Raw genomic sequence first — 18162 nt, 5'->3', positions numbered from 1 at the left:
AAATTGTAGAAGCGGAATACAGCGAGGCGAGAGCCAAATTCCCTTCTTTCAAAGCAGGAGATACCATCAATGTCCACGTGAAAATCACTGAAGGTAACAAAGAGCGTATCCAGCAATTCCAAGGCACCGTCATCCAAAGAAAAAATCCAAATACAAACGGAGAAACTTTCACTGTAAGGAAAGTATCAAACGGTGTAGGTGTGGAAAGAATTTTCCCTATCATCTCCCCAGCCATCGACAAAATCGAATTGATGAGAGAAGGTAAAGTGAGAAGAGCAAGATTGTACTATTTGAGAGGCCGTCAAGGAAAGTCTGCCAAAATCAAAGAAAGAATCAGACACAGAAAAGACGCTTAATTGTCTTAATCACAAAAAGGGAATCCAAACGGGTTCCCTTTTTTGTTTAGACCAATCCTTATCTTTTCCTATCTTTGCAGCCTCAAATAAGACTGAACATTACAACCAAACCGATTCAGACTGGTTGTACAAAGAATAATCCAATACCATGAACAAAGAAGTACGTGTAAGATTTGCGCCTTCTCCAACAGGAGCTTTACATATCGGTGGTGTCAGAACTGCCCTTTACAATTACCTATACGCACGAAAAACCGGAGGAAAATTTCTCTTGAGAATTGAGGACACCGACCAAAACAGGTTTGTACCTGGAGCAGAAGAATATATCAAAGATGCATTGGATTGGCTTGGGATCTCTCCTGACGAAAGTCCTTGGAATCCCGGAAGCAGTTCACCCTACCGACAGTCTGAAAGGAAACCTATGTACATGCAATATGCGCTTGACCTGGTCGAAAAAGGCCATGCCTATTATGCATTTGATACTTCTGAAGAACTGGAAGCCATGCGAGAGAGGCTGACTGCCGCAAGGGTTGTATCCCCGCAGTATAATTCCATCACCAGGACCCAGATGAAAAACTCCCTTACCCTTCCTGAAGATGAGGTCAAGGCGAGATTAGCTTCCGGTGAAGCCTATGTCATCCGTGTCAAAATCCCGAGAAAAGAAGAAGTAAGATTGCACGACCTCATCCGTGGATGGGTGATGGTACACTCCAGTACTTTGGATGATAAGGTCTTGATGAAATCGGACGGTATGCCCACTTACCACTTAGCGAATATCGTGGATGATCATTTGATGAAAATCACGCATGTGATCCGCGGTGAAGAATGGCTGCCCTCCGCACCTTTACACGTTTTGCTTTACAAATACTTTGGCTGGGAGGATACCATGCCGGAATTTGCTCACCTTCCTTTGCTGCTAAAGCCTGACGGAAATGGTAAGCTTTCCAAGAGGGATGCGGATAAGCATGGTTTTCCGGTATTCCCTATGGATTGGAAAGATCCTAATTCAGGCGAAACAGCCATGGGATTCCGTGAAGGTGGATACCTACCGGAAGCAATGTTGAATTTCTTGGCCTTCCTAGGTTGGAATCCCGGTGACCACAAAGAGATTTTCAGCTTGGAAGAATTGATAGAAGCTTTTTCGATTGAAAGAATCGGAAAATCAGGAACCAAATTTGACATCAACAAGGCCAAATGGTTCAATGAACAATACCTCAGGGCCAAAACGGATGAAGAATTGGCAGGATATCTCATCGCTGATATCGAAAAAGAAGGCCTTTCAATAGAAATAGGAAAAGCAGCAAAAATCGCCCATATCATGAAGGAAAGGGCAACTTTCCCTGCTGACCTTTGGAAAGAAGGGAAGTTTATGCTGATTGCTCCAACTACATTTGATACTGATATAGCAACAAAAAAATGGAATGCCGAAGTGGTAACCGTTTTGGGAACCTACGTTGAAAAGCTAGCATCCCATACCGGAGACTTTACACCTGAATCGGCGAAGTCTATTTTAGAAGCATCCGCTGAGGCCAACGGCATCAAATTGGGCAAAGTCATGCAGGCAGTACGCTTGGCAGTGACAGGAGTAGGTGCAGGACCGGATTTGATGGCAGTATTCAGTATTATTGGAAAAGAGGAATTGTCCAAGAGGATCAAGTTTGCCTTGGACACTTTACAGGTACTCTGATTTATTCAAAAAAGAAAAAACTCCTATGGCTAAGAAACCTAAAAAAGAAGAAATCGCGAAAGTCCACAAAGACTTGGAAGGTTTCAAGATGAACATTGATACCTTCGGAGAAATTTCAAGTTCTTTCTCCATTGACAAGCTGAATGAATTCCTCAACAAAAATGTCGATGACAAGAAGCTCAAAGACAGGGAAGACATTGAAGAAATCAAAGAGGGTAAAGAAAAAAAGAAAAAATAAATTTTGAGTATCCGCAATGTTACACATTGGGCTTGAGGAGACTTTATGGGATACGGATACTCATCCACTGTAGATAGTCTACTGTCCTCAAAACCGCTAATCGTTCCTCAACCATTATTTTTTTGGCTAGTTGGATTAAAGGGGTTTTATATAAAAAATTTCCGTTTTTTCTTTCCCATTTGAAAATGAAGGCACAAAACTTTTCTGTTTTTGTTTTTTTTTTTGACCCATTTTTTTTCGTTGACCGTATTATACTTTATATTTCGACTTAAATATTAGTAGAATTAATTATGAAACCATTCTCAATTTTATTTTTTGTGTTGGTGATTTCCTTTACAGGTTTCTCCCAAACGACAGGTACCATTACGGGAAAAGTTACCGATAGTAAAACAGGCGAGCCTCTGCCTTTTTGTAATGTATTTATCAATAACACCACGCTTTCCACGGTGACTGACTTAGATGGGAATTTTAACTTACCCAATGTTCCGGAGGGAGGGGTCGAAGTTGGATTTTCTTTTATCGGTTATCAAGCTGTCCAAAAACCCGCTTCCATCAAACCCGGCGGACAATTTATTCTCAATGTGAGCATGGTTTCTTTTGAACAGGAACTCTCCGATGTCGAGATCATAGCCAAAAGGGACAAAGCATGGGAAAGAGAACTGAGAAGGTTCAAAAATCTTTTTTTAGGAAATGACAACCTTGCTTCACAATGCGAGATTCTCAATCCATGGGTTATTGAATTTCCGGAAGACAACAGTACTAACAGTTTTCGCGCAACGGCCATTCAGCCAATAGAAATCAAAAATAACGGATTGGGATACAACCTCACTTTTGACCTCAGGGAATTCTATTTTACTCCCCAATACTATATCATTGCCGGAGCTACAAGGTTTGTCGAAATGGATACCACGGCTCAAAATATCAAACAATCCTGGGAAAAAAACAGACAGGAAACCTACAAAAAGTCCCCTGCAAACATGTTTAGAGCGATGATCCAAAACCAGCATAACCAAGAAGGATTTAAGCTCTATGGAAACAAGCCGGGTGGGGCAGAAACACTGAATATGCGGTCTGATATCTTTGCCAATGAACTTGGAAAATCAGTCATAGAATACAATCCTGAAAACCTCGTAAGCCCGGGGAGAAGGCCGGGAGAATATAAAATATTCCTGAAGGGTCGAATAGAAGTCCACTACGAAAAAGGATACAGTACCATCAATACTTACAAAGACGCTCCCTATCCCATATCGTGGATTGAAGTCAATGGGAACTATGTCAATGTCAATTCCAACGGGGTCATCCTAAACCAAAAGGATGTGACCTTCTCCGGAGATATGGACAAGAGAAAGGTATCCACAATTCTTCCTATGGATTACGATCCTCCTTTTTCTTTGGAATCAAATACCCAAATGGCAAAAGATGCCAACGGACTTCAGGAAAAAGTTTACCTGCATCTTGACAGGCCATTTTATTATCAAGGGGATCAGTTATTTTTCAAAGCCTACATGAACTATTCAAACGCACAGCTTAAAAAAGACCTGAGCAAGATATTGTATGTAGAATTGATTTCTGAAAACAGGGATATTATCATCCAGAAAAAGTTTAAAATCGAAAATGGACAGGCTGTTGGAGACATGTTTTTGCCGGACACCCTCAATCAAAAAAAATACTTCCTTAGATCATATACTACATGGAACAGGAACTATGGTCCCGACACCTACTTTGTCAAAGCCCTGCCAGTCCTAAGTCCGTATGACAGGATCTCAAATTCCGAAATACCTGAGGAGAAAAAATCCCGAATTTTGGTTGATTTCAAACCTGACAAAAACGGATACCAAGCCAGAGAAAAAGTAAGTCTAGAAGTTTATTTGAAAGATAATAACGGAAATCCTGTTTCAGCCAATCTTTCCGTTTCTGTAACTGACAATCATTTCGTGACTCCATTATCTCTAAACCCTACCATTCTGAATGGCTTGGAAATCAAAGAAATCCCCAAACATATCACCACAGATAAATTCACCTATCCTATAGAGCAAGATATGAATATCTCGGGTCTATTCCTCAATGACAAAGGAAAGCCTGAAGCCATCCCGTTTACGGCTTATTTCAATAATTTTGCAGCCTCACTTGAACTGCAGTCTGACGCTGAAGGTAAATTCAATTTAGAAGAAATGGGCTTCTACGGTCCCATTGATTTTACATTCATGGCTTTGGACAAAAAAGGAAATTCTTTCGGGAAATTTGAAATGACGCCACGTTTAAATCCACCGTTTTTTGTTCCTGAATCTACCAAAATGCCGAAAATCACGGCCACAAACGAAGCTATTTTTAAGGGGGTTGAGGCAAATACAGTGGAACTAGAGCAGATTACTGTCAATGAAGAAGTGGTAAGAGACAAAACAATGGCTATTTATGGTAAAGCAGATCATGTGATCCAAGGGGATATCTTGATGAAGGGAGGAAACTCCACTGACCTTTTGCTAAGTCTCAAACCTTACGTTCCGGGTATGAATGTCAATTCCTTTGGTCAAGTAACCTTGAGAGGAGGAGCCACTTCGGGTTCCAATTCCCTCGAGCCGATGGTGATGGTAGACGGAGCCATTCTTCCGGGCAATAGTGCAGCTTCTAATATCAATTCGATCAATCCCAATGATGTCGAGAGAATTGAGGTGGTGACAAGGATGGCTTCTATCATGGGAGATATGGGCAGAAACGGGGTTATAGCCATTTACCTGAAAAAAGGAGGGCAACCCTCCCCTATCCTGAATTCTGCCACAACAAATAAAAACACAATAGTAGTAGATGGTTTTGCTGTTCCAAACAATTTTTATCAGGTCAGTCATGAAGATGGGGAAGAATCTCCATTTGGTTCTGATGAGAGGGCAACGCTATATTGGAATCCATATTTGATTACTGACAGCGAAAATGGGACTTTCAGAATTGAATTCTTTATGAATGACAGCCCAAGCCCAAAATCAGTATTACTTGAAGGAATTACCATTGATGGGACCCCAATAAGGGCAACATTTGTGATCTCTCTAGGAAATTAATATTTGTTCCTTATTTGAAAATCAAATCCCTATTTTTGGACATGCAAAAATTCATTTTCTCCTTAGCCGTATCGGTTTTCTTGAGTTTGCCGGCATTTGTCCAAGGACAGACAAGTTTTGGAATCAGGGGAGGATATTCGGTTTCCTCCATGACATACCGTGCCACTCCATCAAGTCCCCAAACTAGGACAAGTGGTATCAGCGCACCAACTTTTGCATTTGTAATGGAGCACTTTGCGGGAAAAAATGCAGGGATTCAGATAGAGGTCCAATACCTCACTTTAGGTTTTACACAAACAGATACTGTTCTCGTCGGAACCAACAGGACTGAGTTGGATTATTTGAAAATGCCTGTCCTCTCCAATTTTTATGCCGGTAAAGGAGGAAGGTTCCACATCAAAATCGGACCTCACTTTGGCTACTTGTTAAATGCCACAGATGTACAGAGAGATTTTGACGGAGACAAATTTTTGCCCACTTATGGAGGACGGGGAGACAATCCCAGAAAGTTTATGTATGGACTTACCGGAGGCGCCGGACTTTCCACCTTGTTTGGAAAAAGTACCCTCGAGGGCGATTTGCGGCTTTCCTATGAGTTTGGAAGACCTGAAACCCAAGACAGAATTTTTGATATGACTTCCACCAATATAGAGCTCACAATAACCTATTTATTCCAGGCATTAAAATCTAAATCCCAAAATTGAAAACCAAAGGAACTTATCCAAGCTTTTGATGGTATGTTAGATAATTAATTTAAACAGATATGCTACAAGCTCAAAAAAGACCAGTCCATATTTATATGGAAGCCAATCCAAACCCCAATTCTTTGAAATTTGTGGTGAACTTTATGTTGACGGATGAAGGCGTTAGCTTTGATTATCCTGATCAAGCGAGTACAGAAACTTCACCATTGGCAAATGAATTGTTCAATTTTGCTGCCGTTGACAGGGTTTTTATTACCTCTAATTTTGTGACCGTCACCAAAAAAGAAAATATAGATTGGGTAGAAATCCAGGATATTGTCCGAGATCACATCAAAAAATATCTGGAAGCAGGCAAATCAGCAGTAGTCATTTCTTCCTTTGAAAAAGACCCTCTTTTTGATGAAAACGATTCAGAAACTGTAAAAAAGATCAAGGGGATTTTGGATGAATACATCAGACCGGCAGTCGAGCAAGATGGTGGCGCCATCGTTTTCCACAGTTTTAATGAAGGCATAGTGAAAGTTCTACTTCAGGGAAGTTGCTCGGGATGTCCGTCCAGTACCATTACCCTCAAAGCAGGTATCCAGAACTTATTGACAAGGATGCTTCCTGAGGTCAAAGAAGTCCAGGCAGAAGGAATTTAATTTTTTCAGATGCTGAAAGGAAATTGGACCTGGACATTATTGGGCCTGATCAGCTTGGTAATTAGGCATTTTGCCATAAAATACCCTGAGAAAACAGAGGCGATCTATTCCAGGGCATTTTTTCCAGGAATCCGGAATGTCATTGACCTCTCCTTATCCTTACTTCCTTTTGCTACAGTATATGTCTTTCTGGCATCTTTAATCTTTTACATTGGTTTTTATTTTTACCGATTAAATCAGACACAAGGCTGGAAAAAAAAACTCGGATACTCTATCCGTTCTTTATTCAATTACTTAGGTGCCATTGTTTTCTTTTTCCTGATTCTTTGGGGTTACAACTATCAGAGAATCCCGATTTTCCAACAGGTGGGTTTGAATCCTATCCCACTCAATGAAGAGCAGCTGATTAAAGAAACTGAACTTACTAGAAATATCCTCAGCCAACTGCGATACAATATCGAGGAAGATACTGTCGCTATAGAAAAGACCATAGAATATCCTGACCTGGAAAAATTGGTAAGGGCAAATATGCGTGAAAACCTGTATTTGCTAGGGTTGAACTTTACAGGCAATCCCCGGACGAAGCAATTCTACCCCGCCGGATTTATGAGAAGAATGGGGATTTTAGGGATCTATTTCCCATTTACAGGAGAAAGCTATATCGATCCTACGTTACATCATCTCGAAAAACCGTTTACCATCGCCCACGAAATGGCACACAGTTATGGGGTAACCGACGAAGGCGAAGCCAACTTTATCGCATGGGTGATCTGTTCAAATTCCGATGATCCTTTATTGCAATATTCCGGGCAGCTGAGGTTATTGAAATACCAGATGAATGACATGTACAGGATGTCAAAGGATTTATTTAAAGATTTTTACAAAACATTACCAAGTGGCATCAGAAATGATTTGATTTCTATACAGACAGAAAATGAAAAAATCAAACCATTTAACTTGGAGATAAGCAGAAAATCCAATGACCTTTTTTTGAAGACCCAAGGGATAAAAGCCGGAGTCAACAGCTATCAGCAATTGCCCATGCTTGCTTATGCCTGGAGAAACAGTCTGAAGGAAGGGTTTTAAAAATTCATACCTCCAACTGCCTCCGATACATCTGAATGGTATTTTCCAACCCGTAATACAAGGCATCGCAAATCAGTGCATGACCTATAGAAACTTCATCCAAGAAAGGAATACTTTCCTTTAGGAATTTCAGATTGTGCAAATCCAAATCATGGCCTGCATTCAAACCAAGTTCCAACTCTTTGGCCAACAAAGCGACTTCAACATAAGGCTTAACAGCTTCAATTTTGTTTGAGTGATAAGCCTTAGCATACGGCTCTGTATACAACTCAACCCTGTCAGTTCCTGTATTTTTTGCCGGTTCAAAATATTTGGATTCCGGATTGATAAATATGGAAACCCTTGTACCTGATTCATGAAGCTCGGACACAATATCTCGGAGTAAAAGCTGATGTGTGATCGTATCCCAACCACTACTTGAAGTAATCGCCTGTGGAGGATCCGGTACCAAAGTAGCTTGTGCCGGCCTGACCAAACGGATCAGTTCCATAAACCTTTGGTCAGGATAACCCTCTATGTTGAACTCTGTTGTGACTAGCTTGGACAGATCAAGCACATCTTGGTATCGGATATGTCTTTCATCAGGTCTCGGGTGGACGGTAATCCCCTGAGCACCAAACCTCTCAGCGTCCAAAGCAACCTGTACTACATTTGGATTATTGTCTCCTCTGGCATTTCTGAGGGTGGCGATTTTGTTAATATTTACACTCAGTTTGGTCATTTTCTTAGATTAAAAGATAATTTTGTGACAAATTTACACCTATAACACAAAGAACAAGACAATGGGTTTAAAGGCAAGTGTAGAAAGTGAAATAAAAAATGCCATGCTCGCCAGAGACAAAGACAGGCTAAGGGCATTAAGAGCTATCAAATCTCTGATCCTTTTGGAAGAAACCAAAGAAGGAGCAGGTGCAGAGCTATCCAAAGAAGATGAAATGAAGCTTTTGACCAAAGCTGCAAAGCAGAGAAAGGATTCGGCAGACATCTACAAGCAACAGAACAGGGAAGACCTCTATGCTGTGGAAATGGGCGAGCTTGAAATCATCAGTGAATTTTTACCAAAACAGTTGACAGAAGAAGAACTTGTGGCAGAATTGAAAGCAATCATTTCTGAATCCGGTGCTTCAGGAGCCAAAGACATGGGCAGAGTAATGGGTCTTGCTTCCAAAGCACTCGCAGGTAAAGCTGATGGAAAAGCGATATCTATGAAAGTAAAAGAACTCCTAGCCTAACAATTGATTAAATGCTAGACCTGATTATTTTGGTTTTTTTGGCCATTGGGGTTTATGAGGGCTACAAGGAAGGATTGTTTATCGGCATACTCTCCATAGTAGCCTTTGTTTTTGCTGTGATACTCGCATTTCACCTTATGAATTGGGGAGCAGATTTTCTTTCCAAAAGGGTGGATGAGATGACATTCATGTTGCCCTTTGTCGCCTTTATACTGATATTTTTGGGAGTAATTTTGATTATCCGGGGATTGGCATTTCTGGTCAAAAAATCCTTAGACTTTACTATTCTCGGTTCGGTTGACAATATCGCCGGTGGCATTTTGGGGTTTTTCAAAACTGTTTTTATCCTGAGTTTTTTTGTATGGATAGCCGATGCTTTTGATTATTCTTTTCCAAAAAAATGGATCAAAGATTCCAAAACTTATTCCTATATCGAACCGATTGCACCTGTGGTCATCGATGCATTTGACAATTACACTCCAATCATAAAAAAGACGATTATCTCCTTTCAGGAACTGGTAGAAAAAACCGCAGATGGTTTTGTTGATTGATAACTTCGATTCCTTTTCAAATATTCTTGCCGATTACTTGAGACAGACCGGGATAGCTCTTGAGATCGTAAGAAACGACGTCGCCTTGGATGATCTCATCTCAAAATCATGGGATGCACTGATTCTTTCCCCCGGTCCGGAATCACCCGCAAAGGCCGGAAACCTCATGAAAATCCTTGGGTGGTATGTGGGTAAATTACCAATTTTGGGAATCTGTCTTGGACATCAGGCCATTGGGGAATATTTCGGTGGTCAATTGGCAAAGTGTGAAAAGCCTGTGCATGGGAAAGTATTTCCTGTATATCGGGCTATGAACCACGACTACCTTAAAGATTTACCGGAAAATTTTCTAGTGACGAGGTACCATTCCCTGGAAATCAAGGATGTCCCGGATTGTCTTGAAGTCATCCTTAAAACCCAAAAAGGAGAAAACATGGCAATGGCTCATAAAACGATGCCAATTCTCGGCATCCAATACCATCCTGAGGCCTTTTTGACTGAATTTGGAAAAGAAATGATTGTAAATTGGCTTCGCTTTTCCAAAATTGATTTAAGGATCGCTTAGATTGATTCCAGAAGTTTTTAGTACTTTCAAACTTGTTGACTTTTTACATCGTTTTATATTTCGAATCCTATTTAATATATTTATTGCATGCAGGCCTACGAATTTATCAATAACCTTATCCCTCCTTTGAAACCAAAAGACAAAGTAAAATTGGCTTTGAACTGGATGGAGGAAATCAGGACTGATATCCTGCCGGTAGTGGACGAACACATGTTCATGGGTTTTGTTACGGAAGATTTGGTATTCACTGTAAACGATCCTGAATTGACGATTGCCAAAATTTCTTTGGAAAACATATCCTGCTTTGTGTATCAGGACAAGCACATCTATGACGTCATCAAAGTAGCCTCTGAGTACCATTCCAATATGATTGCGGTTGTAGACAGAGAAAACAACTACTTGGGTGTAGTCACAATGGAAGATGCCATTAGCGCATTTGCTGATTCCCTTTCTATCCAATCAAATGGTGCAGTTCTTGTCTTGTCTATGAATATGACTGACTACAGTCTGTCAGAAATCGCACGGATAATAGAATCAGAAAATACCAAAATCCTGAGCAGCTTTTTGTCAAGTGACCCTCTTGATGACTCCAAGATAAAATTGACATTGAAATTGGATAAGACCGAACTCAGACATGTTAAAGCTACTTTAGAGCGGTTTGGCTATCGGATTCTAGACCATTTTCAAGAAGAAGAGGGTATAAGCGGAGAGCAGGAACGAATTGATAACTTATTTAGATTTTTACAGATTTAATCCCTATCCCCCAATGAAAATCACTTTACACGGGATAGGTGTTCAAAAAGAGTTTCTTCCTCAGATAGGCCTTCTATTCAAGATTCTAAAGGATAAGAATATTCACCTCAACCTCACGGAATCCTTACACAAATCGCTCAAAAAAAATGCTTTCCCAACGGATGGATTGAAATCTACCAATCCGAAAGACACCATCAAAGATTCTGATTTTGTAATTTCGATCGGTGGAGACGGCACCTTGCTTGATACAGTTTGCCTAATCGGCAACCTTGAAATCCCGATATTGGGTGTCAATACCGGAAGATTGGGATTTTTGGCAACTGTTGCGAAAGAAAATGTTGAAAAAAACATAGAAGAATTGATCGCAGGTTCCTTTTCGATTGAATCAAGGTCACTGCTCAAGCTCGAATCAGACATTCCACTTTTCAATGGATTGAATTTCGGATTGAATGAATTCACCATCCACAAGCGGGATACTTCCTCTATGATCACCGTCCATACTTATATCAATGACCTGTATCTCAACAGTTATTGGGCAGATGGTCTGATTGTTGCCACGCCTACAGGATCAACAGGATATTCCCTGAGCTGTGGTGGCCCTTTGATCACTCCCGGAGCAAGGAACTTTGTCATTACACCAGTAAGTCCTCACAATCTAAATGTACGTCCGATAGTGGTATCAGATGACAATGAAATCAGCTTTAAGATTGAGGGACGAAGTGAAAAATTCCTGATTTCTTTGGATTCAAGATCCACTCCGATTGATGCTTCCGTAAAATTGAAAGTGAAAAAAGCTGAATTTTCAGCAAAATTGGTCAAATTCGCATCCTACAGTTATTTCGATACACTCCGTCAAAAACTCAATTGGGGCTTTGATATGAGAAATTAAAAACACTTCCTTAATAAATACCTTAGATTATTGGAAAATCAGACAATTCAAGCCTAATTCATGATTTATTCGCTGATCTATCATTAACAAAAATTAACCCCGTAAATACTTATATGGGTTTTTATATCGTTCTCTAGTTCATAAATTGCATCGTCTTGAAAAAGAATAAGTTTTGGATTTTGTCTTTGTCATTCCTTTTGGGTTCTCTGGTTTTTTTAAATCCCGAAAATTCAATCGCACAAAAATATGATGCAGGCGGAGGTCTTGGGGTAGCCACCTATTCAGGTGACATCATCAGAGGACTCGATCCAAATCAGATCGGACTTCAAGGAACGTTGTTTGGCAGACGAAATTTTGACAATGTATGGTCACTCCGAGGTGGGTTGTCTTTTGCGCGGCTCAATGCAGCAGACAGCATCAATCCGATCGATCCTGTCATGGCTTTTAGAAATGCCGGTTTCAAGGGTTCTTTGTTTGAAGCTTCAATAGTAATGGAATACCACTTTCTGGATTTTACCAACCGCTTTGCCGAATATAGATTTTCCCCTTATGGATTCTTCGGTGTGGGTTTTGCTGCTTTTGTTGGCGAAGGGAGAAAATTTGAAAATGATCCCAACCCCACAGGCTATACCGTAGGTACGCCTGTGATTCCTTTCGGAATCGGAATCAAATACAAACTCTCCGAAAAGTGGATCTTGGCTACAGAATTTGGGGCAAGGGCCACATTCACAGACGCAATTGACAAACTATACGGGGAAGAACCTTTTATTCCCCGATTCCCTGATCCTAATAATCCAAATGCACTGACCGGTTATAACTACGGCAATTACAGTGACAAAGATTGGTATTACTTTTTGGGCATCACACTCAGCTATACCTTCAGCACTGTAAAATGTTATTCTTATTAATTTCTACCAAAAATAGAATATTGAAAAAGAAATAGCATTTTTGTACCTCCAAAAAACGAAGGCATTTTCGTATACCTACGAAATGAAAGAATCAATAGACAAAGATAAAATCCCCCAACACATCGCAATTATCATGGATGGGAATGGACGGTGGGCCCAACAAAAAGGCGCCATGAGAATCTTTGGCCATAAAAATGCCATCACAGCTGTTAGGGATTCCATTGAAGGTTCAGCTGAATTGGGGGTAAAGTTTTTGACTTTATATGCATTTTCGACCGAAAACTGGTCAAGACCTGAAGATGAAGTCAATGCATTGATGGAATTATTGGTAGATGCCATATCCCAAGAAGTGCCCAACATGATGAAAAATAACATCAGGTTATTGGCTATCGGCGACACCGAAAGTTTGCCTAGAAGAGCCAAGGAAAAACTCAATGAAGCAATAGGACTTTCCTCAAAAAACACAGGTTTGTCGGTAGTCTTGGCGCTGAGTTATAGTGGAAGATGGGAAATCCAGGATGCAATCAAATCCATTGTCAAAAAAGTAGAAGCAAAACAACTTGATATTGAAGATATTACGCAGGAAGTAATTGCTGCCCATTTAAATACCAAAGACATCCCTGATCCGGAACTCCTGATCAGGACAAGTGGAGAAATAAGAATAAGTAACTTTCTCCTATGGCAACTGGCTTATACAGAGCTGTATTTTACAGAAGTGTTGTGGCCAGATTTTAGAAAAAAGCATCTAGTGGAAGCCATCTCCGATTATCAGAAGAGAGAAAGAAGATTTGGCAAAACCGGGGCTCAGATAAAACCGTAATTTTGATGAAAAAGAGTTTTACTATCCTTTGCCTTTTCATGTGGGTCCTTAGCGCCCAGGCCCAGATCCGTTTGGGACAAAGTCGCTATACCCCTGCAAGGCCGGTGGATATTTTAGAGTTAAATTATTCCAAACCGCAAAAGTACAGGATCGCTGAAATCAAAGCTGTGGGTTTGACCACTTTGGATGAGGTGGCGATTATTTCATTATCCGGACTTAGGGTGGATGATGTCATTTCGGTTCCAGGAGATGCGATTTCCACTGCTCTCAAAAGGATTTGGGGTCAAGGAATTATAGGTGACGTCAAGATTCTTGTCACCAAAATTGAAGGAGATGATATCTACCTCTTGATGGAACTCACAGAGAGGCCAAGATTCAGTAGGGTTGAATTTACAGGAGTCAATAAGACCCAAGAAAGTGAGCTAAAAGATAAAGTCAAAATCCGTGGAAGGGTAGTCAGGGATGATGTCCTAAATACTTCCCAAAGGAATATACGCCAATATTTTGTCGATAAAGGCTACCTCAATACAGATGTTAAGGTAATCCAGGAAAGGGATACCACCCTTCCAAATAGCGTTAAGCTAAGGTTTGAAGTGGATACCAAAACAAAAGTCAAAATTAATGAGGTAAATGTTTATGGGACTGAGGGAATTGATGAGAAAAAAATCAAATCCAAATTAAAGAAAACCAAAGAACATCCCAGAATGTATATTGGCCGAGATATAGCCTCCAGAATCTCGAATACTACTCCCAAATCCGCAGCAGATGCAATTTTTCACATGAGCCCTGTTGAAGATGACAAAGTAAAAGAATACATCAATAAAAACTTCAAACTCAACTTTTTGAATGCTTCCAAGTTTGTCTCTAAAGAATTCAAAGAAGACAAAGAAAAAGTCATTGCCTATTACAATTCCAAAGGTTATAGGGATGCTGAAATTATTGTTGATTCTGTCTACAGATTTTCGGACAATACCGTCAATGTGGATATCTCTTTGGAAGAAGGGAAGAAGTATTATTACCGCAACATCACTTTCGTTGGAAATTACCTCCATCCAAATGCTGTCCTCCTTAACCGCCTGGGAATAGCCAAAGGAGATGTGTATGACAAAGAAAAACTGGATAAAAGACTCAACTATGATCCTCAGAAAGGTGATGATGTAAGTTCCCTTTATCAGGATAATGGCTATTTGTTTTTCTCAATCGAACCAGTTGAGGTCAAAATCAAAGAAGATTCCATTGATATTGAAATGAGGATCTTTGAGGGTCCCCAAGTAACTGTAAACTCAGTCACAGTACAAGGCAATGAAAGGACCTCAGACCATGTGGTGATGAGGGAAATCAGGATTTTGCCGGGACAAAAATTCAATAGAAGTTTACTGGTAAGGACGATCAGAGAATTGTCCCAATTGGGATATTTCGATCCGGAGAAAATTGAACCGGATATGCGTCCTAATTATGAAAACGCAACGGTGGATATCACATTCAAGCTGGAGGAAAGACCCAATGACCAGATTGAATTATCCGGAGGATGGGGTGGTTTCTTTGGATTCGTAGGTACTGTGGGATTGGTTTTCAATAATTTCTCTTTGAAAAACATTGGCAACTTTGATAAATGGAGACCATTGCCTGTGGGCGATGGACAGCGGCTTTCACTTAGGGTCCAGGCAAATGGCCGCTCTTTTCAAAACTACAGCATTTCCTTGACTGAGCCTTGGTTTGGAGGTAAAAAACCAAATGCTTTGAGTTTTAGCTTAAACAGGTCAGTACAAAGACAATTAAATTTTCAAAACCCGGGAGGACAAGAACTTGGATTTTTCAAGATCACTGGTGCGACCATCGGTCTGTCTAAAAGAGTGACTTGGCCGGATGATTACTTCATGTTCAGCACAGCTTTGACTTATCAAAACTACGACTTCTTTGAATTTGGAAGGCAGTTTGGTTTGAGTTTTGCGACCGGAACATTGAACAGTATTGCACTCAATACCACTGTAGCGAGAAATAACATAGACAACCCTATCTATCCTAGAATGGGATCCAATATTTCATTGGTGACTTCTTTGACTCCACCTTATGCCTCTCTAAACCCAAATATTGATAGGGAATCCCCTGACGAAGAAAAATACAAATGGCTGGAATACCACAAGTGGATGTTTGATGCTTCCTTCTATACACCTCTTTTTGGATCCAAAAAGTGGGTTATCAGTGCAAGGACCCACATGGGATTCTTAGGTTCTTATGGCGACAGGATCGGTATCATTCCTTTGGAAAGATTCGTAATGGGAGGGGATGGTATGAATATGAACAATTTTGCTTTGGGACAAGAGATCATCGGTCTTAGAGGATATGAAAACCAAAGCATTACCCCGGGCAAACTCACCCGAAATGATCCCAATTCAACTGAAGGTTATGGCGGTATTGTATACAACAAACACGTCATGGAATTGAGATTCCTCGTTTCGCCAAACCCCTCAGCTACCATTTTCCTTCTTGGATTTGCCGAAGCTGGAAACAACTGGGGATCCTATGCTGAGTTTAACCCGTATAACCTCAAAAAATCAGCAGGCTTTGGTGCAAGGATATTTATGCCTGCATTCGGATTGTTAGGTTTGGATTGGGGATATGGATTTGACAGAGCTCCGGGTTCATTACAAAGAAGCGGTGCTCAATTCCACTTTACCATCGGACAACAATTTAGATAATGGTGAAAAGACCGATTATATTATTAATTTTGTGCACGCTAATTGGACTGACCCTATTTGTCTCCTCTGCGGATGCCCAAAAATTCGGATATATCGACTCTGAATATATCCTAAACAAACATCCAGATTACAAATTGGTCCAAGATGAATTAACATCTATTAGCAATCAGTGGAAAAAAGAGGCACAGGATTTGGAACAGGGAATAAAAACCATGTATGCCAATCTGAAAGCAGAAGAAGTTCTACTGACAGAAGAAATGTACCAAGAAAGATTGGTAACGATCAAAGAAAAAGAAAAAGAAGCAGTCGCTTTTAATAACAGGGTTTTTGGCATTAACGGTCAGTACTACCAAAAACAAGCGGAATTGCTGCAACCACTACAATCCAAAATCTATGATGCCATAGACAGGGTTTGTAAAAGAAACAGTTTGGTTATCCTTTTTGACAAAGCATCGGGACCATTAATGATCTATACAGATCCCAGGCATGATTACTCAGAATTTGTATTGGAAGAATTAGGAATAGAAAACAAATAAATTAACTCAATAACGAAAATGATGAAAATTAAAGTCGTCCTTTCCGCAATAGCACTCTTTTGCGTAGGATTCGTAGCCCAGGCCCAGGAATTGAAGATCGGCTATACCAATGTTGAATTACTGATGGACCTGATGCCAGAAATGGAACAGATTGCTGCTGATGTGCAAGATTACCAGGCACAACTTCAGACAAATATCCAAACAAAAGCACAAGACTTTCAGAGAAAAGTGCAGGCATATCAGCAGGCAGCACCGACCATGACTGAGGATGCCAGGTCTGCAAAAGAGCAGGAATTACAAAAGCTTCAACAAGATCTTCAGAAGTATGAGCAAGATGCCCAAGTATCTTACCAAAACAAACTTCAAGAACTTCTTGCCCCAGTTCAGCAGAAAGTATTCAACGCAATCAATGCAGTAGCTGCGGAGAATAACTATTCTCACATATTCTCAGAGTCTGCAGGTCAATCACCGATCTTGCTATATACTAGAGATGAAGACAAATTCACCGAATTGGTTTTGGCTAAATTGGGCATTGAATTACCTGCCGCTCCTGCGAGTCCAGCTGGAAAATAATACCGATCAATCAAAAAAATCAGAGACCTGTTTCGAGAGAGACAGGTTTTTTCTGTTTTGGTCACTATCTCATTAAATCAACCAACAAAAATCTCATTCATCGGGGAAAATGCTGAGATTTGATCTTGGTAACAAAGAATCTCTAAAAATCCATTTTTATTTGTACCAAAATAATCCATACAATGGCAAAAAAGAAATTCAAAGAAGTAATCCAACATTCAGAAGAAGCCATTTTGGTAGATTTTTTTGCAGATTGGTGCGGCCCCTGTCAAACCATGAATCCGGTCTTGGAAGAAGTCATCCATGAACTCAATGGAAAAATCAAGCTTTATAAACTTAATGTTGAAAAAAATCCACAGGTAAGCCTGCAATTTGGGGTTCGATCTATTCCTCATTATATCCTTTTCAAACGCGGAAAAATCCTTTGGAGAAAAGGTGGAATCATGACCAAAAGGGAATTGCTACAGGCCATGAAAGGGTTTGTGGGATAGAACATCAAAGCTTGAAAAAATTCTACCTACAGATCTTATTAAAAGCTTCCTCAGCGATGTCCAGTCCCAAACCCATGGCAATTTTCAGATTTTCGCAGGCTGCTGTTTCATTTTCAAATTGGTGATAAGTTAGACCTCTTTGATAGTATGCCTCTCCGAAATCGTCGCGGTGATAAATCGCCAAAGTATATGCCCCCATTGCCAGATCATATTTTTTTGACTTATAGTAGATATTTCCTTTTCCAAAGTATGCATTTGCTTCCATAGGATTTATGCCAATTACTTTTTCATAATCGGCAAGCGCACGCTCAGTTTGTCCCATCTTCTCCAAAACATAGGCTTTGTAAAGCAAGGATTCCACATCATTTTCATCTGCATTTAGT

20 protein-coding genes are annotated in these 18162 nt (G+C 40.3%); 18 read left to right on the top strand and 2 right to left on the bottom strand.

The features are described 5' to 3' along the window. The first annotated feature begins 2 nt into the window (after positions 1–2). From rplS to ACZFYI_RS04335, 7 genes are all read left to right on the top strand, one after another. Positions 3–356 carry a 50S ribosomal protein L19 gene (gene rplS / locus ACZFYI_RS04365; RefSeq protein ID WP_462522895.1) on the top strand — a complete coding sequence of 118 codons (354 nt, stop codon included), beginning with the start codon at positions 3–5 and terminating at the stop codon, positions 354–356. 148 nt (positions 357–504) lie between these two features. Next, positions 505–2040: a glutamate--tRNA ligase gene (gltX, locus tag ACZFYI_RS04360; RefSeq protein ID WP_462522894.1), complete on the top strand. Its 1536-nt coding sequence runs from the start codon at positions 505–507 to the stop codon at positions 2038–2040. A gap of 25 nt (positions 2041–2065) precedes the next feature. Next, positions 2066–2278 carry a hypothetical protein gene (locus tag ACZFYI_RS04355; protein WP_249720030.1) on the top strand — a complete coding sequence of 71 codons (213 nt, stop codon included), beginning with the start codon at positions 2066–2068 and terminating at the stop codon, positions 2276–2278. A gap of 290 nt (positions 2279–2568) precedes the next feature. Continuing rightward, positions 2569–5328 carry a carboxypeptidase-like regulatory domain-containing protein gene (locus tag ACZFYI_RS04350; RefSeq protein ID WP_462522893.1) on the top strand — a complete coding sequence of 920 codons (2760 nt, stop codon included), beginning with the start codon at positions 2569–2571 and terminating at the stop codon, positions 5326–5328. A gap of 41 nt (positions 5329–5369) precedes the next feature. After that, positions 5370–6032 (top strand): outer membrane beta-barrel protein, encoded by a 663-nt coding sequence (locus ACZFYI_RS04345; protein WP_462522892.1) that lies wholly within the window; start codon positions 5370–5372, stop codon positions 6030–6032. Between the two features lie 59 nt (positions 6033–6091). Then, entirely contained in the window at positions 6092–6676 is a 585-nt protein-coding gene (locus ACZFYI_RS04340; protein ID WP_462522891.1) for a NifU family protein, read from the top strand. A 9-nt stretch (positions 6677–6685) separates the two neighbouring features. Continuing rightward, positions 6686–7762 (top strand): DUF3810 domain-containing protein, encoded by a 1077-nt coding sequence (locus ACZFYI_RS04335; RefSeq protein ID WP_462522890.1) that lies wholly within the window; start codon positions 6686–6688, stop codon positions 7760–7762. Between the two features lie 4 nt (positions 7763–7766). Here ACZFYI_RS04335 and ACZFYI_RS04330 read toward each other — a convergent pair whose 3' ends face one another. Beyond that, complete coding sequence (locus ACZFYI_RS04330) at positions 7767–8483, bottom strand: pyridoxine 5'-phosphate synthase (protein ID WP_462522889.1); 717 nt, start codon at positions 8481–8483, stop codon at positions 7767–7769. A 61-nt stretch (positions 8484–8544) separates the two neighbouring features. Between ACZFYI_RS04330 and ACZFYI_RS04325 the strand changes: the two genes are divergently transcribed. From ACZFYI_RS04325 to trxA, 11 genes are all read left to right on the top strand, one after another. Further along, positions 8545–8994, top strand: coding sequence for a GatB/YqeY domain-containing protein (locus ACZFYI_RS04325; protein WP_462522888.1), 450 nt, complete (start codon positions 8545–8547; stop codon positions 8992–8994). Positions 8995–9005: 11 nt separating this feature from the next. Further along, complete coding sequence (locus ACZFYI_RS04320) at positions 9006–9545, top strand: CvpA family protein (RefSeq protein ID WP_462522887.1); 540 nt, start codon at positions 9006–9008, stop codon at positions 9543–9545. Further along, positions 9529–10110: an anthranilate synthase component II gene (locus ACZFYI_RS04315; RefSeq protein ID WP_462522886.1), complete on the top strand. Its 582-nt coding sequence runs from the start codon at positions 9529–9531 to the stop codon at positions 10108–10110. The genes ACZFYI_RS04320 and ACZFYI_RS04315 overlap by 17 nt, the downstream gene beginning before the upstream one ends. 87 nt (positions 10111–10197) lie before the next feature. Continuing rightward, positions 10198–10863, top strand: coding sequence for a CBS domain-containing protein (locus ACZFYI_RS04310; protein ID WP_462522885.1), 666 nt, complete (start codon positions 10198–10200; stop codon positions 10861–10863). 13 nt (positions 10864–10876) lie between these two features. Beyond that, complete coding sequence (locus ACZFYI_RS04305; RefSeq protein WP_462522884.1) at positions 10877–11752, top strand: NAD kinase; 876 nt, start codon at positions 10877–10879, stop codon at positions 11750–11752. A 155-nt stretch (positions 11753–11907) separates the two neighbouring features. Further along, complete coding sequence (gene porG, locus ACZFYI_RS04300) at positions 11908–12660, top strand: type IX secretion system protein PorG (RefSeq protein WP_462522883.1); 753 nt, start codon at positions 11908–11910, stop codon at positions 12658–12660. Positions 12661–12742: 82 nt separating this feature from the next. Then, on the top strand, positions 12743–13480 hold the full coding sequence (locus tag ACZFYI_RS04295; RefSeq protein WP_462522882.1) for an isoprenyl transferase: 738 nt from the start codon (positions 12743–12745) through the stop codon (positions 13478–13480). Between the two features lie 5 nt (positions 13481–13485). Next, entirely contained in the window at positions 13486–16179 is a 2694-nt protein-coding gene (locus ACZFYI_RS04290; RefSeq protein WP_462522881.1) for a BamA/OMP85 family outer membrane protein, read from the top strand. After that, positions 16179–16715, top strand: a complete 537-nt coding sequence (locus tag ACZFYI_RS04285; RefSeq protein WP_462522880.1) for an OmpH/Skp family outer membrane protein — start codon at positions 16179–16181, stop codon at positions 16713–16715. The genes ACZFYI_RS04290 and ACZFYI_RS04285 overlap by 1 nt, the downstream gene beginning before the upstream one ends. Before the next feature lie 18 nt (positions 16716–16733). Beyond that, positions 16734–17288 (top strand): OmpH/Skp family outer membrane protein, encoded by a 555-nt coding sequence (locus ACZFYI_RS04280; RefSeq protein WP_462522879.1) that lies wholly within the window; start codon positions 16734–16736, stop codon positions 17286–17288. Positions 17289–17470: 182 nt separating this feature from the next. Next, positions 17471–17779 (top strand): thioredoxin, encoded by a 309-nt coding sequence (gene trxA / locus ACZFYI_RS04275; RefSeq protein ID WP_462522878.1) that lies wholly within the window; start codon positions 17471–17473, stop codon positions 17777–17779. A 22-nt stretch (positions 17780–17801) separates the two neighbouring features. Here the strand turns inward: trxA and ACZFYI_RS04270 are convergent. After that, positions 17802–18162: tetratricopeptide repeat protein (locus tag ACZFYI_RS04270; RefSeq protein ID WP_462522877.1), on the bottom strand; the 361-nt coding region annotated here is incomplete at its 5' end.

The organism is Aquiflexum sp., assembly GCF_977115555.1.
Note: the sequence above shows the minus strand (reverse complement) of the source record. Positions and strands in the feature narration are given on the sequence as shown.